A 19,636-nucleotide genomic window follows, 5' to 3' on the forward strand; every position below is an offset into this window, starting at 1 on the left:
GGGGCTATTCCTTAGCAATTAATCTAGCGAGTGCATGGTCGTGTGGGTTGCTGTTGGCCAGCAGCCCATCGCGTACGCCTGCCTGATCGGCAGCGCTGCGATTTTGGCTGAGTTTGCGTTTGCCAATGAGGCGCGCGATGGGCAAGCGGAAACCGACGATGGCCTTAAGCATGCTGTCGATGTAGTCCGCAGGCGCATCACTCACCGCCCAGGGGTGTGGTCGGTTGGCTTCATGGCGGTTGCTGAGTTGGCTGACCAGTTCAAGCAAGCGAGGTGCATCTTCAAACACTTCAGGCTGCGCATAGGCGTGTACCGCTACATAGTTCCAGGTAGGCACCGCTTTGCCATGTTCGGCTTTGCTGGGGTAGAACGACGGGCTGATATAGGCTTGTTCGCCCGCAAAGATAACCAGCGCTTGCGCCCCTTCAGCCAGCTCCTGGCACTGCGGGTTGGCGCGGGCCAGGTGTCCGTAAAGCGTGCCGTATTGACCTTCCTCAGGGGTGAGCAGCAAGGGCACATGACTGGCTATCAAACCTTGGCGACCCTGTGTGATGAGCACTGGGAGGGCGGTGGCCTGCATCTGTTCCTGCAGCGTCCGGGTGTCGTTTTCTGCGAAAGCGCGAGGTACGTACATGGATATTTCCCTTGGCGAATGGCTGCATCCTAGGCAGGCTAATGGTTCGTTGTAAGAGCCACTAATGACCATTTTCGTAGGTCCAATGTATGCCTGACTCTGCGTTGTCCATCGCCTTCAATCCTGCCGGTATTGAGCTTGATCCGAAAAAGGGGTTAAGCCGCCAGCTTTATCAGGCATTGCGCCTGCGTGTGCTGGATGGTCGCTTAAGCAGCGGCTCACGATTGCCTGCCAGTCGTGACTTGGCTGTGGCGTTGGGTATTTCGCGTAATAGCGTAGTGCGAGCGTACGATCAGCTCTATGCCGAAGGCTTTATTGAAGGGCGTATTGGAAATGGTACATATGTGGCGCACCTGCCAGAAAAAACCGCGCCGACAAAAAAGTTGTCCACCAAGTTGTCCACAGGCTTTTCAACAAGGTTATCCCCAGCCTTATCCACAAAATCGGCGGTTTTACCTGTAATTACATCCAGTAAAGTTATCCACAGCTCGGCTTTGTGCAGGGTCTCCAAACACGCTTTGGACCTGCCTCCGAGTGGCCCGCCGCGTGCTTTTCGAGTGGGTGTGCCTGCCTTCGACTTATTTCCTTTCCCGGTCTGGAGCAAGCTGCAAGCGGCATTTTGGCGCAAGCCCGATCTTGAACAGCTGTGTTATGGCAACCCGGCAGGTGATAAGCGTCTGCGTGAGCTTATTGCTGCTTATTTGCGAACTTCGCGGGGGCTTGCCTGCTCCGCTGAGCAAATTTTGATCACAAGCGGTGCGCAGCAGGGAATTAGCCTTTGTGCACAGCTGCTGGTTGAGCCTGGTGAGGGGGTTGCGGTGGAGAATCCAGGCTATCGCGCAGCGGCTCATGCGTTTTCGATTGCGGGGGCTGCTGTGCAGGGTGTCGCGGTGGATGAACAGGGCATGAGGTGCGATGCCTTGGCCCATTTGAACAATTGCCGGCTGGCATATGTCACCCCGTCACATCAATACCCCACCGGCGTCACCATGAGTTTGGCTCGGCGCTTTGAGCTGCTGGAGTGGGCAGAGCGAAATCAGAGCTGGATTGTCGAGGACGACTACGACGGTGAATACCGGTATAGCGGTGCGCCACTGGCCCCTTTGGCGGCGCTGGATCGTCAGGGCCGGGTCATTTATGTGGGCACGTTCGGCAAGATCGCATTTCCCGCATTACGCCTTGGGTATTTGGTATTGCCTGAAGGTCTGGTCGAGTCTTTTGCCCGGCGACGCTCTCTGGATATGCGCCATTCGGAGGTCAGCACCCAAGTGGTCATGGCCGAATTTATGGCCGCAGGACACTTTCAGCGGCACATCCGGCGCATGCGCCGGGCGGCGCTGAGTCGGCGTAACACGTTACTGACGCATTGGCCTCAGGGCGTTGAGGGCGTCGGGCCGATGCCGAGCATTGTCGCGGGGCTGCATGTGGCGGTGCCTGTTGTCAGCTGCGAGCGTGAGCAGGTATTGCTGGCGCGGGCCAAAGAGGCCGAAGTGGAAATAGTCGGGCTGAGTCGTTATTGGCTGGAAGATACAGTTGAACCTGTGGATAACCGCGCAGGCCTGGTATTGGGATTTGCGGCGGTACCGGAGGTTGAGATCAAAGCAGCTTTGGAACGGTTGGCTAAGGTGTGGCGCTAAAAACTCTCGCCCTTGATCGCCGGGCGAGGGTCAGTTCAGGGCGCTGTTTCAAACATCACTACGGCTTTCAAATCCTTCCAGCACATTGACCGCATTGATGCCGATTTCTTCAACGGCATAACCGCCTTCCATCACAAATAGCGTGGGCTTGCCTAAACCCGCAATGCGCTCACCCATACGCAGATAATCCGGGCTATCGAGTTTGAACTGGGAAATGGGGTCGTTTTTGAACGTGTCCACACCGAGCGAAACCACAATCACATCCGCGTCGTAGCGTTCTATTTCAACGCAGGCCAATTCCAGCGCCTCACTCCAGCGGTCCCAGGCAGAACCTGCGGCCAAGGGATAGTTAATGTTGAACCCTTCACCAGCCCCTTCTCCGCGCTCATCCTCATAGCCTAGAAAGAACGGAAACTCCGCCTCGGGGTGGCCATGAATCGAAGTGAACAATACGTCGTTGCGTGTATAGAAAATTGACTGTGTGCCATTGCCGTGGTGGTAGTCCACGTCGAGGATTGCGACCTTGCGACGGCCCTGATCAATGAATGCCTGAGCTGCAATTGCCGCATTGTTGAGGTAGCAGTAACCGCCCATCAAATCGCTGGCAGCGTGATGACCCGGCGGGCGGCACAGTGCAAAAGCGCTGTGTGCGCCATTTTGAATGGCCGCCTGAGCCGTAAGGGCAACTTGTGCAGCGCTGTAGGCTGCTTGCCACGTGCCGGCTGTAATCGGTGCGCCGCCGTCAAAGCTGTAATAACCCAGTTGGCCGTGCAGGCTGGTGGGTATTACGGCGCGAAGTGTGCGGGCCGGCCAAGTGTAAGGCAGCAAATCGCCGTCACGGCCATGCGCGGTCCAGCGATCCCACGCGCCTTCGAAAAAGGCCAGATACGCCGCGTCGTGTACGCGCAGAATCGGCTCTCGACCAAAGTCTTTTGGGGGCTGCACAGCGCCCAGTTTGCGTGAGTGCACTCGCTGCAATATATGATCGGCGCGCGAAGGCATTTCGAAGCAAGGCAACAGCTGTCCGTCCATCAACTCGCAGCGGCCATGATGCAGATGGTGATCATCGGAATAGATTGTCAGCATTTTTGTTGTTCTCCGCGGGCGTAATCAATGACTTCCAGTGTTGCGGCATCGGGTATTTCAGAGAACGACTGGAATGGCCAAAAAGAGATTTATGTGGCCGAAATGTATGACCGTAATTCGTCCCATTTTGGACGCGAGTGCCCTGTTCAAGCGCGAAACTGGCTGGGGGCTACGCCGCTCCAGCGGATAAAGGCATGGCGAAAACTGGCGGTCTCGCTAAAGCCCAGCGTCTCCGCAATTCGATAAATCGGCCATTCGGTTTCATGCAGTAACAGTTTGGCGCGCTCAAAGCGCAACTCATCGAGCAGGTTCTGATAGCTGCACCCGGCCTCATGCAAATGCCGGCGCAAGGTGCGCGGTGAGCTGTTCATTTGTTCCGCCAGCCCTTCGAGTCCCGGCGCAGCATGGAGCTGGACGGCGAGCAGTTTGCGAATCTTCGCCAACCAGGTTTGTCGCCCTGTGAACTCCAGATTTTGCTTTCGGCAACGTTCAGCCATGGCTTGATGGGTGATCGGATCAGCCAGCGGCAGAGGTTGGTCGAGCCAGTGGCGGGAAAAAGCGAAGGCGTTGTCTGGGGCGTTAAATGTACTCGGGCAGTCGAACGTGCTGGCATAGCGCGCGTGATAGTCAGGTCGACTGTGAGTAAAACGCGCAGCCATCAAGGCAAACGGCTGCCCGAGCAAGTCCTCGCAGATCACCTTCAAAGAGGCCAGACACAGTTCGGCATTGAATATGGCCAGTAACGGGCTTGCCGAGTAGTGATCAGCGCAGAACCAAACCTGATTGCCTTCAACCTTCAGGCTTAACTGGAAAAGTGTTCCCAGCAGCGCCGGGTAGCGAAGGGCCAGTTGTAAAGCGTCACCTAACGTTGCACTGGTGAGCAGGGCGTAGCCCAGCATGCCGTAGGACGATACGTGCATGCGCTGGCCTAATTCCAGGCCGATTTCGCGGCGCAGAGCGACGGCGTTGGCGCATACCTGCATCTCTTGTGTGGTGGTAATTCGCGTGTCTGAGCGGCTCAAGTCAGCAGGTCGTATGCCACTGCCTGTCAACAACGTGTCGCAGGGCAAGCCTTGAGCCTTGAAAGTGCTGAGCACCAGCGAGACCGCATTGAGGGTGGTGAGGTGGGAGTGCAGCATGTTCGCTTCCTGCCTGGGGGTGCAGGAAGCGAGCAAGTTGTGTGCCGTTGCTGAGCCTTGCCTTAGGCCAACTCTCCACACACATCCAGTTCTACCAACTGACGTACTTCAGCCAGTGGCAGATCAGCCCCCAGCAACGCATGTAGCTTGCCGAACGCTGCTTCGCGGGTCATGCCGCCACCCGACAGAACGCCAGCCGCGCGCAACCGGCTGCCAGCTTCGTACACGTCGAGCTCCACACCGCCTTCGTGGCATTGAGTAATTGCGACCACCACGATGCCGTTTTCTTGCGCCCGTTGCAGGCTGGCCAGAAAATCCGGGTTATCACTGGGGCCGGTGCCGCTGCCGAAGCATTCCAGCACCAGCGCCTCTATCCCGCTGTTGAGCAACGCATCGAGCTGAGCGGCGCCAATGCCAGGTACCAGCGGTAAGACGCCCACACTGGCTTCGTGCTTGGCTTGGCGGTACATCAGCTCGCCCGGTAATGCATCCGCTTTCGCCGCGCCGCCATTGCGCTTGAGCGCCACAAAAGGGTTGCGCCCGAAGCTGCGTACTTTGGCACAGCGCGTCGGCGCCAGCAGTGCGCCGTGGAAGTAAAGCTGAACGCCACTGGGTTGCCCTTGAGCCAGCGCGCTCAAGGCGCCGCTAACGTTTTCCCAGGCATCGCTGTCAGGTACGCCTGCCGGCAGCATGGAGCCTGTGAACAGCACTGGCGCAGGCAAGCCTACAAGTTGAAAGCACATCGCCGCAGCGCTGTAGGCCAGTGTATCGGTGCCATGCAGGACCAATACCGAGTCGCAGCCATCCTGGTCAATTGCGTCGATGATTGCCTGGCGCAGACGTAGCCAATAGGCGGGCGTCATGTTGGCGCTGTCGATCAGCGGGTCCATCTCGCGAAAGCGCCATTGCGATACTTGCAGGTGGGGTTGGCTGGCGAGGTATTCAGCCATGCGCGCTTCGAAGCCGGAAGCGGGAGCCAGACCGTTAGCGCTGGCTTGCATGCCAATTGTTCCGCCGGTGTAGAGCACCATCACGCGTTGGGCGCTGGGATGAGGGGCTGGCGTCATTAACAGGGTCTCCATAAGCAAAAACGCGGCGATTCTGTGAAGAATCGCCGCGTGAGTGTCAGCGTTTTATTTCTTCGGCCTTGGCGGCCGGGAGGGGCGGCCAGGCCTTCAGATCGAGATTCAGATCCGGGAATTTACTGGAATCGAACACCGGTGTCTTGATACCCGCACGTCGTTGGTCGTCGTAGTCCTTGAGCACGCGCATGCAGATCTTGAACAGCATGGCCAAGGCGACCAGGTTGACGAAGGCCAGCATGGTCATGGCGATGTCTGCGAAGGCGAAGACGGTTTGCAGGTTTTCAATCGACCCCCAAAAAATCAGCACCAGCACCAGCGCGCGGTAACCCATCAGCGCCTTGCGGCTTTCACCGACCAGGAAGCGCAGGTTGTTTTCGCCCAGGTAGTAGTTGTAGAGCATCGAGGTGAACACGAACAATGCCAATGCCACGCTGATGAACACGCGGCCCCACTCGCCTACAACGGCGGCCAGCGAGTTTTGGGTCAGGGCAATACCATCACCTTCAAAGCCCGGCGTGTAAAAGCCGGAAAGAAGAATCAGAAGCGCGGTACAGGTGCAAATCACGAAGGTGTCGAGGAACACGCTGAACGCTTGAACTACACCTTGTGCGATTGGATGTTCTACGTCCGCCACGGCGGCCACGTTCGGGGCGCTGCCCAGACCGGCTTCGTTGGCGAACACGCCGCGTTTTACACCCATCACAATGGCGCTGCCGATCAAGCCGCCAAACACTGGGTCGAGGCCGAAGGCGCTTTTAACGATATGGCCCAGCATGGCCGGTACGTGATCGAACTGCAGCACGATGACGTAGAGGGTCACGGCGATGTAAGCCAAGGTTTTGACCGGCACCAGCAGGTCAGCAACCGAAGCGATACGTTTGATCCCGCCGATAAACACCAGACCCAGCAGGATGGCGATGGCAAAACCCGAGTAGCTCACTTTAAAGCCGAAGGCATCTTGCAGCGAGTGGGTAACGGCGTGAGCTTGCAGGCCCATAAACGCGAAACCGAATGTGATAAGCAGCAGGACGGCCATCAGTTTGCCCATCCAGATTTTACCCAAGCCATACTTCATATAGAAGGACGGACCGCCGCGCAGTTGGCCTTCAGCGTCGCGACGCTTGTACAGCTGGCCCAGCGAGCACTCGATCAAGCTGCTGGACATGCCGACCAGTGCGGTCACCCACATCCAGAACACGGCACCGGGGCCACCGAGGGTGACGGCAATGCCGACGCCGGCAATGTTGCCTGCACCTACACGGCCCGCCAGGCTCAGCATCAAGGCCTGAAACGAACTGAGTTCGCCAGCGCTGCTGCGCAGGCTGTCTTTGAAAACCGAAAACATGTGCAGGAAGTAACGGAACTGTACGAAACGCGAGCGGATCGTGAAGTAACCACCGAGCCCGACCATGAGCACGATCAGCACTTTCCCTGAGAGGAAGTCATTGATGACTTCAAGCATGGATTATTCCTCGCTGTTTTTATCTGATGGCAAAACGGCCGGATCACGATCACGCATTACGCCCGTCGAGACAGGGCATAAAACGAGGCGATCAAGTGGATACTGGCCATCTTGCTGCTTGGTTTACGATGCTGTTTCCGTGCTGTTGTTGGCCGCTGGTGCTGGGGCCGGGCACAGGAAGAGGGGCGGCACTATACCTAGGAGTGTAGGAATCGTCTCCATAAGTGACGGTTTTTTCATCTACTCGCTGTCAGAAATGCCCTTAAAGCTACCCGTTACTTCGTTGAGGGGGTGGGGTTAAAGGTCAAATCGCGGGCAAAAAAAAGGGCTTGCAGACGTGTCTGCAAGCCCTCAAAAGGTGAGAGGTGTCTAGTCCCTCGACCTGGTGAGCGTAAAGCGTGTTACAGCATCAGGCCTTTAGAGGCACCAGACGCGGAGCAATCATGTTTTCCGGGCGCAGGATGTCGTCGAGCATGGCGTCGTCGAGCAAACCTTCTTCGCGCACCAGTTCCAGCACGCCACGACCGCTTTCAAGGGCGATACGGGCGATGCGGGTGGCGTTTTCGTAGCCGATGTACGGGTTCAGTGCTGTCACCAGACCAATCGAGTGTTCAACCAGTTCACGGCAACGTGCTTCGTTGGCGGTGATGCCGACGATGCAGTGCTCGCGAAGCATGTCCATTGCACGTTGCAGCAGGCGGATCGAGTCGAAGATTTTGAAAGCGATCAGCGGCTCCATCACGTTCAGTTGCAGTTGACCGCCCTCGGCTGCGATGGTCAGGGCCAAGTCGTTACCGATGATTTGGAAAGCCACTTGGTTAACGGCTTCCGGGATTACCGGATTGACCTTGCCAGGCATGATCGAGCTGCCTGGCTGACGCGCTGGCAGGTTGATTTCGTTGATGCCAGTGCGTGGGCCGCTGGACAGCAGGCGCAGGTCGTTGCAGATCTTCGACAGTTTGACCGCAGTACGCTTGAGCATGCCGGAGAACAGGACGAAAGCGCCCATGTCGGAGGTGGCTTCGATCAAGTCAGCTGCTGGAACCAGCGGGTGGCCGCTGATGGTCGCCAGACGAGTCACGGCCAGGTGCTGGTAACGCGGGTCGGCGTTGATGCCAGTACCGATTGCGGTACCGCCCAGGTTCACCTCGGTCAACAGCTCGGGTGCCAGTGTTTTCAGGCGAGCCAAGTCTTCGCCCAGCGTAGTGGCGAAAGCACGGAACTCTTGACCCAGCGTCATGGGTACAGCGTCTTGCAACTGGGTGCGACCCATTTTCAGCACGTGGCTGAACTCAACACCTTTAGCAGCGAAGGCTTGAATCAGGCTGTCAAGGCTGGCCAACAGAGCGTCATGACCCAACAACAGGCCCAGACGGATGGCCGTCGGGTAGGCGTCGTTGGTGGACTGCGCCATGTTGACGTCGTTGTTGGGGTGCAGGTACTGGTACTCGCCCTTCTGATGGCCCATGGCCTCCAGCGCGATGTTGGCGATGACTTCGTTGGCATTCATGTTGGTTGAAGTGCCAGCGCCGCCTTGAATCATGTCCACCACGAACTCTTCGTGGAAATCGCCTCGAATCAGGCGGGCACAGGCTTCACTGATAGCAGCGTGCTTGGCGTCGCTCAGATGACCCAACTCACGGTTGGCGTCAGCAGCGGCCTGTTTAACCATGGCCAGGCCCACAACCAGCTTAGGGTAATGCGAAATCGGAACACCGGAGAGACGGAAGTTATTCACCGCTCGCAGGGTCTGGATGCCGTAATACGCTTGAGCGGGTACTTCGAGTACGCCAAGCAGGTCTTTTTCAGTACGGAAAGATGCAGCGGAGGACATGATAGAAATCATCTCGATAAGGACCCGGTCAAGGCCGGAACGCTGCGAATCCTAGGCTTGCGGACTATTAAGGGCCAATGCCTTTAAACACTATCCTATGCAGAAACGGCATAATGCATACGTGACGCGAACGCAGCGTCGAGCGTGTGATCCATTTTGGTGCGCGTCCGGGAGGACTCAATGAATCTAGAAAGTAAATGGTTAGAGGACTTCAGTGCCCTGGCCGCGACTCGCAGCTTTTCGCAGGCGGCAGAACGTCGTTTCGTCACGCAGCCCGCCTTCAGCCGACGTATTCGCAGCCTGGAAGCCGCGCTGGGACTGACCTTGGTGAACCGTTCCCGCACTCCTGTCGAGTTGACTGCAGCCGGTCAGCTGTTTTTGGTCACGGCACGCACGGTGGTCGAACAGTTGGGTGAAGTGTTGCGTCACCTTCATCACCTCGAAGGAGGGCAGGGCGAAGTGATCCAGGTGGCCGCTGCGCACTCCCTGGCTTTAGGGTTTTTCCCGCGGTGGATTGCCCAGTTGCGCAATGACGGGTTGAACATCGCGACGCGTCTAGTTGCGACTAACGTCGGGGACGCCGTTCATGCTCTGCGCGAAGGCGGCTGCGATTTGATGCTGGCTTTCTACGATCCGGATGCGGCGCTACAGATGGACCCGGAAATATTTCCGTCTTTGCATTTGGGCAATACCGAAATGCTGCCGATCTGTGCAGCCGATACGGACGGCAAGCCTTTGTTTGATTTGGAAGGCGATGTGAGTGTGCCGTTGCTGGCCTACAGCGCGGGCGCCTTTTTAGGCCGGTCGGTGAATTTGTTGCTGCGCCAGCGCAGCCTGCGCTTCACCACTATTTACGAGACGGCCATGGCCGACAGCCTCAAAAGCATGGCGCTTGAAGGGCTGGGCATTGCCTGGGTACCGCATTTGAGCGTGCGCGCTGAGCTCGCGCGAGGCGAGCTGGTGGTCTGCGGTGGCCCGCAGTGGCATGTGCCGCTGGAGATTCGCTTGTACCGCTGTGCCTTGGTGCGCAAGGCCAATGTACGGTTGCTGTGGCGCAAGCTGGAGAACCCGACCGGCCTGGCACCGACCTGATGCGTTTTTTCGTCTGACCTAAGAGTCAATAAAACCGGGTGTCCGGACGGTTTTTGCCGGGCAAGACAGATGGTCGCCAAAGGTGCTTTTAACGCACTTCTTTGGGGTATACTGCGCGGCCTTCGGCCGGCACGACCGGCCTTAATTCCTATAACAAGCCACGTCGGTTCCCCCGCGTGGCTTGTTGTTTTTTGACGCGCCTGCGGGCGCCCAAGAGAAGAGGCGCGACGATGAGTGCATTAGTAGGCGTGATCATGGGCTCCAAGTCCGATTGGTCCACCCTCAGCCACACCGCCGATATGCTGGAAAAACTCGGCATCCCTTACGAAGTCAAAGTGGTCTCTGCCCACCGCACTCCGGATCTGCTGTTTCAGTATGCTGCCGAGGCCGAAGGCCGCGGAATTGAGGTCATCATTGCCGGTGCCGGTGGCGCGGCACATTTGCCGGGCATGTGCGCCGCTAAAACGCATTTGCCGGTGCTCGGCGTTCCGGTGCAATCGGCCATGTTGTCAGGTGTCGATTCGTTGCTGTCGATCGTGCAAATGCCAGCGGGTATTCCAGTTGCAACCCTGGCCATCGGCAAAGCGGGCGCGATCAATGCCGCGCTGCTGTCAGCCAGTATCCTGGGCGCCAAGCACCCACAGTTTCATGCCGTGTTGAAAACATTCCGGGCTGAACAGACAGACACCGTGCTGGACAATCCAGACCCACGCGTAGCCTGAGGTTTTTGACGATGAAAATCGGTGTAATCGGTGGCGGTCAGTTGGGCCGCATGCTGGCTTTGGCGGGCACTCCGCTGGGCATGAACTTCGCCTTCCTTGACCCTGCGCCAGACGCCTGTGCGGCTGCGTTGGGTGAGCATATCCGTGCTGACTATGGCGATCAGGATCACTTGCGCCAATTGGCGGATGAAGTGGATCTGGTGACGTTTGAGTTTGAAAGTGTGCCGGCTGAGACCGTGGCATTCCTGTCGCAATTTGTGCCGGTTTATCCGAGTGCCGATGCGCTGCGTATTGCCCGTGACCGCTGGTTCGAAAAAAGCATGTTCAAAGACCTGGGCATTCCGACCCCGGCGTTTGCCGACATTCAGTCCCAGGCTGATCTCGATGCCGCGGTCGCCAGCATCGGTCTGCCTGCCGTGCTCAAAACCCGCACCTTGGGTTATGACGGCAAGGGTCAAAAAGTGCTTCGTTCCCCTGAAGATGTCGTTGGTACGTTTGCCGAATTGGGCAGTGTGGCGTGTTTGCTGGAAGGCTTTGTACCTTTTACCGGTGAAGTGTCGCTGATTGCTGTGCGCGGTCGTGATGGCGAAACACAGTTTTACCCGCTGGTGCACAACACTCACGACAGCGGCATTCTCAAGTTGTCCGTGGCCAGCACCGACCACCCGTTGCAGGCACTGGCTGAAGATTACTCCAGCCGTGTGCTCGAACAGCTGGATTACGTCGGGGTGATGGCGTTCGAGTTCTTTGAAGTCGACGGCGGGCTCAAAGCCAACGAAATTGCACCGCGTGTGCATAACTCCGGCCACTGGACGACTGAAGGCGCTGAATGCAGTCAGTTCGAGAACCACTTGCGCGCCATTGCCGGCTTACCTCTGGGGTCGACGGCCAAAGTGGGCGAAAGCGCCATGCTCAACTTTATCGGCACAGTACCGCCGGTGGAGAAAGTCATTGCCATCGCTGACTGCCATTTGCATCACTACGGCAAGGCTTTCAAAGTAGGTCGCAAGGTCGGTCATGCCAACCTGCGTTGTGCCGACATGGCCACGTTGCGAACGCAGATCCAACAGGTTGAAGCGTTGATCGACGAAGCTTGAATCATTAATCGGCGGGAACCATTCGGTTGTCGCCGCTCTCAGATGGCGTGATGCCAAAGTGCTGACTAGGCTTTGGCTTACGCCATCAAATGAGAGGACGCGTCTATGGGCATCATCGGAACCATTTTTATCGGCCTGATCGTTGGCCTGCTGGCTCGCTTCCTGAAACCGGGTGACGACAGCATGGGCTGGATCATGACCATCCTGTTGGGTATCGGCGGCTCGTTGGCGGCAACCTATGGTGGTCAAGCGTTGGGTATTTACCACGCAGGCGAAGGTGCAGGCTTCATCGGTGCGGTGATTGGTGCGGTGATCTTGCTGGTGATCTACGGCCTGGTTACGAAAAAGAGCTGATCGCGTGTTTAGCCCTCTCTGCGCCACGCCCGGAGAGGGCTAAACTGCACGCCGTCTTCAGCCCTTCTTGATCGAGCCAGTCATGCGCCGTTTTTTATTAATCTTCCTTTTGCTGGGCGCAGGCCTGGTCCACGCGGCAGAACTGCCCGAAACCGACTGGCTGGAGCTGATGCCCAAGTCGGATCAAAAAGCCCTCGAAGAAATGCCCGAAATCGACCATGACTCGCCTGAGGCCATGGGTACGTTTACCGATAAGGGCGGAATGAAACAAAGCAAAGGCCTGCCTGCCGTCATGTATTCCACTAAAACGGTGCCTGCCATGAACGGCAAGACAATCCGTTTAGGCGGCTATCCTGTGCCGCTGGAAACCGACTCGAAGGGACGCAGTACGTTGTTTTTCCTGGTGCCTTACCCTGGGGCATGCATTCACGTGCCACCTCCGCCGCCTAATCAATTGGTGTTGGTGCGTTATCCAAAAGGCTTGAAGCTGGACGATATTTACACGCCCTTGTGGGTGATGGGCACGCTGAAAGTTGAGAGTGTGAGCAATGACCTGGCTGATGCAGCCTATGCGCTGGACGCCAGCAAGGTGCGGGTGGTGGTTGAGGAGGATTTGTAAGCGATACGTCACACCCTCACGCTAGCCGTCTCTCAGAGAGAGAGGGAATCGATTGAGCGATGCTTAAAGTTGATAGCAATCTGACAGAACGGCTTTGAATCCAAAATGGACTCGGTCAGACCCCTCTCCCGCCGGGAGAGGGTGAGGGCAGGCCTTACCTACCCCCGCAAGCGACCACTGCCAATGCTCACACCCAGCGTATGTTTGGCCCCCGGCGCCAGCGTTATCACATCGTCCATCACATTGGCCGTCTCGATGCACAGCATGCGCTGCCAGCCATCTGCGGCCATATCGCTGAACGTGGCGGTTTTGTCGATCCACGGGTTCCAGATCACGGCAGAGTTCGAGCCACAACTGGTCAGTTCAATGCGGCGCGACCAATCGGGATCGACGATGCTCAGATGCTTAGGGGTGTTGAGATAAATGCGATCGGTCTCGCCAGTAAAGGTTAAGTCCCCCGCTTGCTGAACACGTTTCCAGTCGTCCAGTGTTTCGATATAGGTCAGCCCGTCGACGCCTTCGACCTTAACCTTGCGCACATCGCTGACCGCAAAGTAGCTGTGCAGCGCTTGGCTGATACTGACCGGGATGCTGCTGCGGTTGTGGCTGGTGAGGCTGATGTGCAGTTGCGAGTCCAGACTTACAGTCATCGTCAGCTCAACATCATGTGGCCAGCCGGGCAGGCCGCCTTCAACATGCGGCAGCCTCAATTCGACACGCAGTGCTTCCCCGGCATTATTAATCTCAACCAGTTCCCACTCACGGGTGCGCACCAGGCCGTGGGCCGATGCGGGTTCATCCGACTTGCGCATGGCTTGAACGCTGGCCGGGTTGAGTGCCAGATTGCCAAACCATGGCCAGCACACCGGCACGCCGGTGCGAATACCTTTGCCGTGCTTGTACTGAGCTTTCTCATTGAGCCAGATAATCGGCGGCTCATCGCCCACTTGATAGCTGAGCACTTGAGCGCCTTGTTTGGCGATCAAGAGTTGTGCCTGCCCATGCTGGAAGTGCCAGCACTCCAGTTCGTCCAGGGTGACTGACTCAATATGATGCATGACAGGCTCTCTGTTTCAGTAGTAAGGACGGCAGTAGACCAGCAATTAGCGACGAGGTTTAACCGCGAGATGGAACTGCGCGCGTACGACCGCTGCCATCAATCGCGACGAATACAAATACTGCCTCGGTAACTTTGCGCCATTCGCTGGACAGCGGGTCGTCGCTCCATACTTCAACCATCATCTGGATTGAGCTGCGGCCAATTTCCAGCGCTTCGGTATAAAACGATAACTGAGCACCGACGGCCACAGGAACCAGAAACGCCATACGATCAATCGCGACTGTGGCTACGCGGCCGCCGGCAACTTTGCTGGCCATTGCGGTGCCCGCCAGGTCCATTTGAGACACCAGCCAACCACCGAAAATATCGCCAAAGCCGTTGGTCTCACGGGGTAGGGCAGTGATTTGCAAGGCCAGATCGCCCTGCGGAATTGGATCTTCTTGTTCGAGCTCTAACATGCCGAAGGGCCTCTGACCCGTGATTCATTAAGGTAGTGCGGGTGAATAAGCGTCTTTAGAAAAACGATTCAGCCCGAACATACTACGTTCGTCACGTTCTTCATAAGCCGCGCTAAAGAAAACTCTGCGAAATCGGCTGGAGATGCCCAGCAGGCGCTTTCGCACAGCAATCTTAATGTTTCAGGATGTTTGTGCGGTCAACGAGTATATCGGGGGATAGCCGGGCCGACGACCTTCTGATTCTGCTTTTTGAGTGCGTCATGCGTCTAGCTCTACGCATTTGCAAACAATTTGTTATCTTTCAACGCCTGTCTAGCCCCTGCCGGTGCAGTTGCAGCTTGCGCCGAGCCTAATAAGAGATACCTGACCTCATGATCACCGAAGCTTCCAGTGCTGCGCCGCCATCGCGGCCGTTAACCCGTAATGATTACAAAACCTTGTCGCTGTCTGCTTTGGGTGGTGCGCTGGAGTTTTACGATTTCATTATTTTTGTGTTCTTCGCCACCGTGGTCGGGAAATTATTTTTCCCGGCGGATATGCCCGAGTGGCTGCGCCTGATGCAAACCTTCGGCATTTTCGCCGCCGGCTACCTTGCCCGGCCGTTGGGTGGCATTGTCATGGCGCACTTCGGCGATTTGCTGGGGCGTAAGAAGATGTTCACCTTGAGCATCTTTATGATGGCGGTGCCGACGTTGATCATGGGCTTGCTGCCGACCTATGAACAAATTGGCATGTGGGCGCCGATTCTGTTGCTGTTGATGCGCGTTATTCAAGGTGCAGCCATTGGTGGCGAAGTGCCGGGGGCTTGGGTGTTTGTTGCAGAGCACGTCCCCCCGCGTCACGTGGGCTATGCCTGCGGCACGCTGACTTGCGGGCTGACAGCGGGCATTTTGCTGGGCTCGCTCATGGCTACCGCGATCAATTCGATTTATACCCCGGCTGAAGTCTCTGATTACGCGTGGCGGATTCCTTTCTTGATGGGGGGTGTATTCGGTCTGTTTTCGGTATACCTGCGCCGTTGGTTGCACGAAACGCCGGTGTTCGCCGAACTGCAACTGCGTAAGGCGCTGGCCGAAGAAGTACCGCTCAAAGCTGTACTGCGTGAGCATCGCGGGGCCATTGTTATTTCAATGCTTCTGACCTGGTTGCTGTCTGCCGGAATCATCGTGGTCATTTTGATGACCCCGACCGTTCTGCAAACGGTGTACGGGTTTTCCGCCACTACGTCGCTGCAAGCGAACAGTTTGGCGATTGTGTTCTTGAGCGTGGGCTGCATCGCTTCGGGTGCTCTGGCTGATCGCTTCGGGGCGGGCAAGGTGTTTGTCATCGGCTGTGCCGCATTGCTGATCACCTCGTGGACGTTCTATCACAGCCTGTTGCAACACCCGGACTGGCTATTCCCGTTGTACGCGCTGAGTGGTTTGTTTGTTGGCACCATCGGAGCAGTACCCTATGTGATGGTTAAAGCCTTTCCGGCGGTGGTGCGTTTTAGCGGCTTGTCGTTTTCCTATAACTTGGCCTACGCCATCTTTGGGGGCCTGACGCCAATGGCAGTGACGCTGTTGTTGAAAGAAAGCCCGATGGGCCCGGCGTACTACGTAGCAATCATTTGCACGATGGGGCTGCTGGTGGGCGCGTATTTGTGGAACAAAGGTCGCTGACCTGTCGTCACACTGTCTTGCCCTCCCCCTCGAAAGGCCATCATTTTTCAACGAATGATGGCCTTTCATCTAATTGTCACAATCGGTTCATAGAGTGGTCACACGGCCTGCTGATACTGGCCACCGATTCTTCTAACCCCGTTTGCTAGGAGTAAGGCATGAAACTGAAGCGTGTGATGGCGGCCCTGACTTTTGTCGCCGCAGGCGTTGCAACTGCGAATGCGGTTGCCGCGGGTGTTGATCCGGCGATCCAGCCGTACGTTAAGACCACTGGTGTGTCGGGCAACCTTTCCAGCGTTGGTTCCGATACCTTGGCGAACTTGATGACGCTGTGGGCTGAGGCGTACAAAAAAGAATATCCAAACGTAAATATCCAGATTCAGGCTGCCGGTTCCTCGACCGCGCCTCCGGCCATCACTGAAGGCACCGCTAACCTGGGCCCGATGAGCCGCAAGATGAAAGATAACGAGCTGGCTGCCTTCGAACAGAAGTACGGCTACAAGCCAACCGCTATCCCGGTGGCGGTCGATGCATTGGCCGTGTTCGTGCACAAGGACAACCCGATCAAGCACCTGACCATGGAACAGGTGGATGCGATCTTCTCTTCAACCCGTCTGTGTGGCGCCAAAGCTGACGTTAAAACCTGGGGTGATCTGGGTGTGACCGGCGACCTGGCCAACAAGCCGGTGCAGCTGTTTGGTCGTAACTCGGTCTCCGGCACTTACGGTTACTTCAAGGAAGAAGCGCTGTGCAAAGGCGACTACAAGCCTAACGTGAACGAACAACCAGGCTCGGCTTCGGTTGTACAGTCGATCAGCAGCTCGCTAAACGGTGTGGGTTACTCGGGCATTGGTTATAAAACTGCCAGTGTAAAAACCGTGCCTTTGGCTAAAAAGGGCAGCACAGAGTTCGTCGAAGACACCGAAGAAAACGCACTGAACGGCAAATATCCGCTGTCGCGTTTCCTCTATGTGTATGTGAACAAAGCGCCAAACAAGCCGTTGAACCCGCTGGAAGCCGAGTTCATCAAGCTGGTGCTGTCCAAGCAAGGTCAGGAAGTGGTCGTGAAAGACGGTTACATCCCGCTGCCAGCCAAAGTCGCCGCAAAAGCCTTGGCTGACCTGGGTCTGAAAGAAGGTAACTAAACCCGTAGCAGTTGCCGAAGGCGACGTCCGATCGCGCAGCGATCGCAAGAATAAAGCATGCGGTTTAACTGAAAGCCCGCGTGACTGAATTTACGACGGCTACGCCGCCGGACGCCGCCTGCAGCAGCTGCTACGAGTTTGAGCATTATTGGTTTCACCACAGTTTTTCACTCCGCTGCCAGCACCGTCGGGCGGCGGATTTTTTGCGTCACTGCTTTGTCATCTTTCTGTCATACAGGACCGCTAGGGTGTGCGCATGAATGATCTGGCCAATTCCCCAATGACTACGACTTCCGCTCCCAAGCGCATTGATTTCAATACGCCTGAACTGCAACGCAAGCGGCGCATTCGCGCGCTTAAAGATCACCTGACCCGCTGGTACGTGTTTGTTGGCGGTCTAGCTGTGCTCGGTGCAATCACCCTGATTTTCTTCTTCCTCGGCTATGTGGTTTTCCCGTTGTTTCAGGGCGCAGACCTCACAGCCAAACAGGCGATTACCCCGGTGTGGATGCAAGATGCCGGCAAGCCGCTGATGCTCTCCGTCGAGGAGCAGAATCAGGTGGGTATGCGGGTCTCCGATCAAGGCTTGGTGTTGTTCTTCAATGTGAAGAACGGCGATGAGCTGTCGCGGGTCAATTTGCCGCTGCCGGCAGACACGCACGTCACATCGATTGGTGAAGATCAACCGGGTAACCCGGTGGTGGCGCTCGGCTTGTCCAATGGTCAGGCGCTGGTGTTCCGCCACACTTACCGGGTCAGCTATCCGGACGGTAAAAAGACCATCACCCCGGCCGTTGAGTACCCCTATGGCGAAACGCCCATTGCGCTCGACCCGCAAGGGCGCCCACTGGACCACGTTAACCTGAGTGTCAATGATTCGACGCTGGTGGTGGCAGCTTCCACGGGCGCGCAATTGAATGTGGTGTCGCTGGCCAGCGAAGAAAACATGATGACCGGTGAGGTGACGAACTCCGAAACCCGCATTGACCTGCCGCAGATGACTGAGCAGGTGAAAGCTCTCTATGTCGACCCGCGTCAGCAATGGTTGTATGTGATCAACGGCCGCGCGCAAGCCGATGTGTTCAGCCTGCGCGACAAGAGCCTCAACGGGCGGTACAAGCTGGTTGATGATGCCACGACCGAAATTACCGCCAGCACTCAGTTAGTAGGCGGTATCTCGCTGATCTTCGGTGATTCTACAGGTGGTCTGAGCCAGTGGTTTATGGCTCGCGACCCGGATGGCGAGCAACGCTTCAAGCATATCCGCAGTTTCCAGATGGGCACTTCACCGATCGTCGAGATCACGGCCGAACAGCGTCGTAAAGGCTTCCTGGCCCTGGATGCGGCCGGTGAAATCGGTGTGTTCCACAGCACGGCGCACCGTACCCTGCTGGTAGAAAAGGTTGCTGAAGGCCCGGGCATCATGGCGCTGTCGCCCCGTGCCAACCGCATCATCGTGGAGGAGGGCGGCAAGCTTGTCCCTCTGACGCTGAAGAACCCGCACCCGGAAGTCTCCTGGAGCGCGTTATGGAGCAAGGTCTGGTACGAAAACTACGACGAACCTAAATACGTGTGGCAATCGACGGCGGCCAACACCGACTTCGAACCGAAGATGAGCTTGGCACCGTTGACCTTCGGCACATTGAAGGCGGCGTTCTACGCCATGCTGCTGGCGGCGCCGCTGGCCGTTGCGGCTGCCATCTATACCGCTTACTTCATGGCTCCGAGCCTGCGCCGCAAGGTCAAGCCGGTCATTGAATTGATGGAAGCGATGCCGACCGTGATTTTGGGCTTCTTTGCCGGCCTGTTTCTGGCGCCGTACGTAGAAGGCCACTTGCCGGGGATTTTCAGCCTGCTGATGCTGCTGCCCATCGGTATCCTGGTCGCGGGCTTCGCCTGGAGCCGCCTGCCTGAGTCGATCCGCCTGCGCGTGCCGGATGGCTGGGAAAGCATGATTCTGATCCCGGTTATCCTCTTTATTGGCTGGTTGTCGCTGTACATGAGCCCGTTTATGGAAGCGTGGTTCTTCGGTGGCGACATGCGCCTGTGGATCTCTCACGACCTGGGCATCACTTACGATCAGCGCAACGCGTTGGTGGTGGGTTTGGCGATGGGCTTTGCGGTCATCCCCAACATTTACTCGATCGCTGAAGATGCCGTGTTCAGCGTGCCGCGCGGCCTGACCCTGGGTTCGTTGGCACTGGGCGCCACGCCGTGGCAGACCATGACCCGCGTGGTCATCCTGACCGCCAGCCCGGGGATTTTCTCGGCACTGATGATCGGCATGGGCCGCGCCGTGGGCGAGACCATGATCGTGTTGATGGCCACGGGCAACACGCCAGTCATGGAAATGAACCTGTTCGAAGGTCTGCGCACCTTGGCGGCGAACGTGGCGGTGGAGATGCCTGAGTCGGAAGTGGGCGGCAGTCACTACCGCGTGCTCTTCCTCTCGGCGCTGGTGCTGCTGTTATTCACCTTCATCATGAACACACTTGCCGAGCTGATTCGTCAGCGTCTGCGCAAGAAATATTCGTCGCTTTAAGGAAGGTAG

General features: G+C 57.2%; 17 protein-coding genes. 9 read left to right on the plus strand and 8 right to left on the minus strand.

The window, feature by feature from the left end:
• Positions 1–4: 4 nt before the first annotated feature.
• Positions 5–634: an FMN-binding negative transcriptional regulator gene (locus FJD38_RS13715; protein ID WP_146385769.1), complete on the minus strand. Its 630-nt coding sequence runs from the start codon at positions 632–634 to the stop codon at positions 5–7.
• 89 nt (positions 635–723) lie between these two features.
• On the opposite strand from FJD38_RS13715, the gene pdxR reads away from it, so the two are divergent.
• Positions 724–2,271, plus strand: coding sequence for a MocR-like pyridoxine biosynthesis transcription factor PdxR (gene pdxR, locus FJD38_RS13720; protein ID WP_146385771.1), 1,548 nt, complete (start codon positions 724–726; stop codon positions 2,269–2,271).
• Between the two features lie 48 nt (positions 2,272–2,319).
• On the opposite strand, the gene FJD38_RS13725 is transcribed toward pdxR, so the two are convergent.
• The 5 genes from FJD38_RS13725 to aspA all read right to left on the minus strand — a co-directional run bounded on the left by FJD38_RS13725 (position 2,320) and on the right by aspA (position 8,877).
• Positions 2,320–3,357: a histone deacetylase family protein gene (locus FJD38_RS13725; protein ID WP_146385773.1), complete on the minus strand. Its 1,038-nt coding sequence runs from the start codon at positions 3,355–3,357 to the stop codon at positions 2,320–2,322.
• 146 nt (positions 3,358–3,503) lie between these two features.
• Positions 3,504–4,496, minus strand: coding sequence for an AraC family transcriptional regulator (locus FJD38_RS13730; RefSeq protein WP_146385775.1), 993 nt, complete (start codon positions 4,494–4,496; stop codon positions 3,504–3,506).
• Positions 4,497–4,558: 62 nt separating this feature from the next.
• Positions 4,559–5,563, minus strand: coding sequence for an asparaginase (locus FJD38_RS13735; protein ID WP_146385777.1), 1,005 nt, complete (start codon positions 5,561–5,563; stop codon positions 4,559–4,561).
• Positions 5,564–5,621: 58 nt separating this feature from the next.
• Positions 5,622–7,043 carry an alanine/glycine:cation symporter family protein gene (locus tag FJD38_RS13740; RefSeq protein ID WP_122783546.1) on the minus strand — a complete coding sequence of 474 codons (1,422 nt, stop codon included), beginning with the start codon at positions 7,041–7,043 and terminating at the stop codon, positions 5,622–5,624.
• A gap of 409 nt (positions 7,044–7,452) precedes the next feature.
• A complete protein-coding gene (gene aspA / locus FJD38_RS13745; RefSeq protein WP_122783547.1) occupies positions 7,453–8,877 on the minus strand; it encodes an aspartate ammonia-lyase in 1,425 nt (474 codons plus the stop codon).
• Positions 8,878–9,057: 180 nt separating this feature from the next.
• On the opposite strand from aspA, the gene FJD38_RS13750 reads away from it, so the two are divergent.
• The 5 genes from FJD38_RS13750 (at position 9,058) to FJD38_RS13770 (ending at position 12,761) form a co-directional block, all read left to right on the plus strand.
• Positions 9,058–9,969, plus strand: coding sequence for a LysR substrate-binding domain-containing protein (locus FJD38_RS13750; RefSeq protein WP_146385779.1), 912 nt, complete (start codon positions 9,058–9,060; stop codon positions 9,967–9,969).
• A gap of 230 nt (positions 9,970–10,199) precedes the next feature.
• Entirely contained in the window at positions 10,200–10,691 is a 492-nt protein-coding gene (gene purE / locus FJD38_RS13755) for a 5-(carboxyamino)imidazole ribonucleotide mutase (protein WP_122783549.1), read from the plus strand.
• A gap of 11 nt (positions 10,692–10,702) precedes the next feature.
• A complete protein-coding gene (locus tag FJD38_RS13760; protein WP_122783550.1) occupies positions 10,703–11,788 on the plus strand; it encodes a 5-(carboxyamino)imidazole ribonucleotide synthase in 1,086 nt (361 codons plus the stop codon).
• 105 nt (positions 11,789–11,893) lie between these two features.
• A complete protein-coding gene (locus FJD38_RS13765) occupies positions 11,894–12,142 on the plus strand; it encodes a GlsB/YeaQ/YmgE family stress response membrane protein (protein ID WP_122783551.1) in 249 nt (82 codons plus the stop codon).
• An 82-nt stretch (positions 12,143–12,224) separates the two neighbouring features.
• The gene (locus FJD38_RS13770; RefSeq protein ID WP_146385781.1) at positions 12,225–12,761 is read left to right on the plus strand and encodes a DUF3299 domain-containing protein; all 537 of its coding nucleotides are present in this window, start codon (positions 12,225–12,227) and stop codon (positions 12,759–12,761) included.
• 158 nt (positions 12,762–12,919) lie between these two features.
• Here FJD38_RS13770 and FJD38_RS13775 read toward each other — a convergent pair whose 3' ends face one another.
• Together FJD38_RS13775 and FJD38_RS13780 are read right to left on the minus strand one after the other, a co-directional pair.
• Positions 12,920–13,819, minus strand: coding sequence for a D-hexose-6-phosphate mutarotase (locus FJD38_RS13775; RefSeq protein ID WP_146385783.1), 900 nt, complete (start codon positions 13,817–13,819; stop codon positions 12,920–12,922).
• Between the two features lie 58 nt (positions 13,820–13,877).
• On the minus strand, positions 13,878–14,279 hold the full coding sequence (locus tag FJD38_RS13780) for an acyl-CoA thioesterase (protein WP_122783554.1): 402 nt from the start codon (positions 14,277–14,279) through the stop codon (positions 13,878–13,880).
• Between the two features lie 371 nt (positions 14,280–14,650).
• Here FJD38_RS13780 and FJD38_RS13785 point away from each other — a divergent pair, with 371 nt between their 5' ends.
• The 3 genes from FJD38_RS13785 (at position 14,651) to FJD38_RS13795 (ending at position 19,627) form a co-directional block, all read left to right on the plus strand.
• Positions 14,651–15,940: an MFS transporter gene (locus tag FJD38_RS13785; RefSeq protein ID WP_146385785.1), complete on the plus strand. Its 1,290-nt coding sequence runs from the start codon at positions 14,651–14,653 to the stop codon at positions 15,938–15,940.
• 158 nt (positions 15,941–16,098) lie between these two features.
• Positions 16,099–17,085, plus strand: coding sequence for a phosphate ABC transporter substrate-binding protein PstS (locus FJD38_RS13790; RefSeq protein WP_122783556.1), 987 nt, complete (start codon positions 16,099–16,101; stop codon positions 17,083–17,085).
• 256 nt (positions 17,086–17,341) lie between these two features.
• Entirely contained in the window at positions 17,342–19,627 is a 2,286-nt protein-coding gene (locus tag FJD38_RS13795; RefSeq protein ID WP_146385787.1) for an ABC transporter permease subunit, read from the plus strand.
• The last annotated feature ends 9 nt before the right edge of the window (positions 19,628–19,636 follow it).

Origin of the sequence: Pseudomonas saxonica (assembly GCF_007858365.1) — a bacterium.
GTDB classification, from domain to species: Bacteria; Pseudomonadota; Gammaproteobacteria; order Pseudomonadales; family Pseudomonadaceae; genus Aquipseudomonas; species Aquipseudomonas saxonica.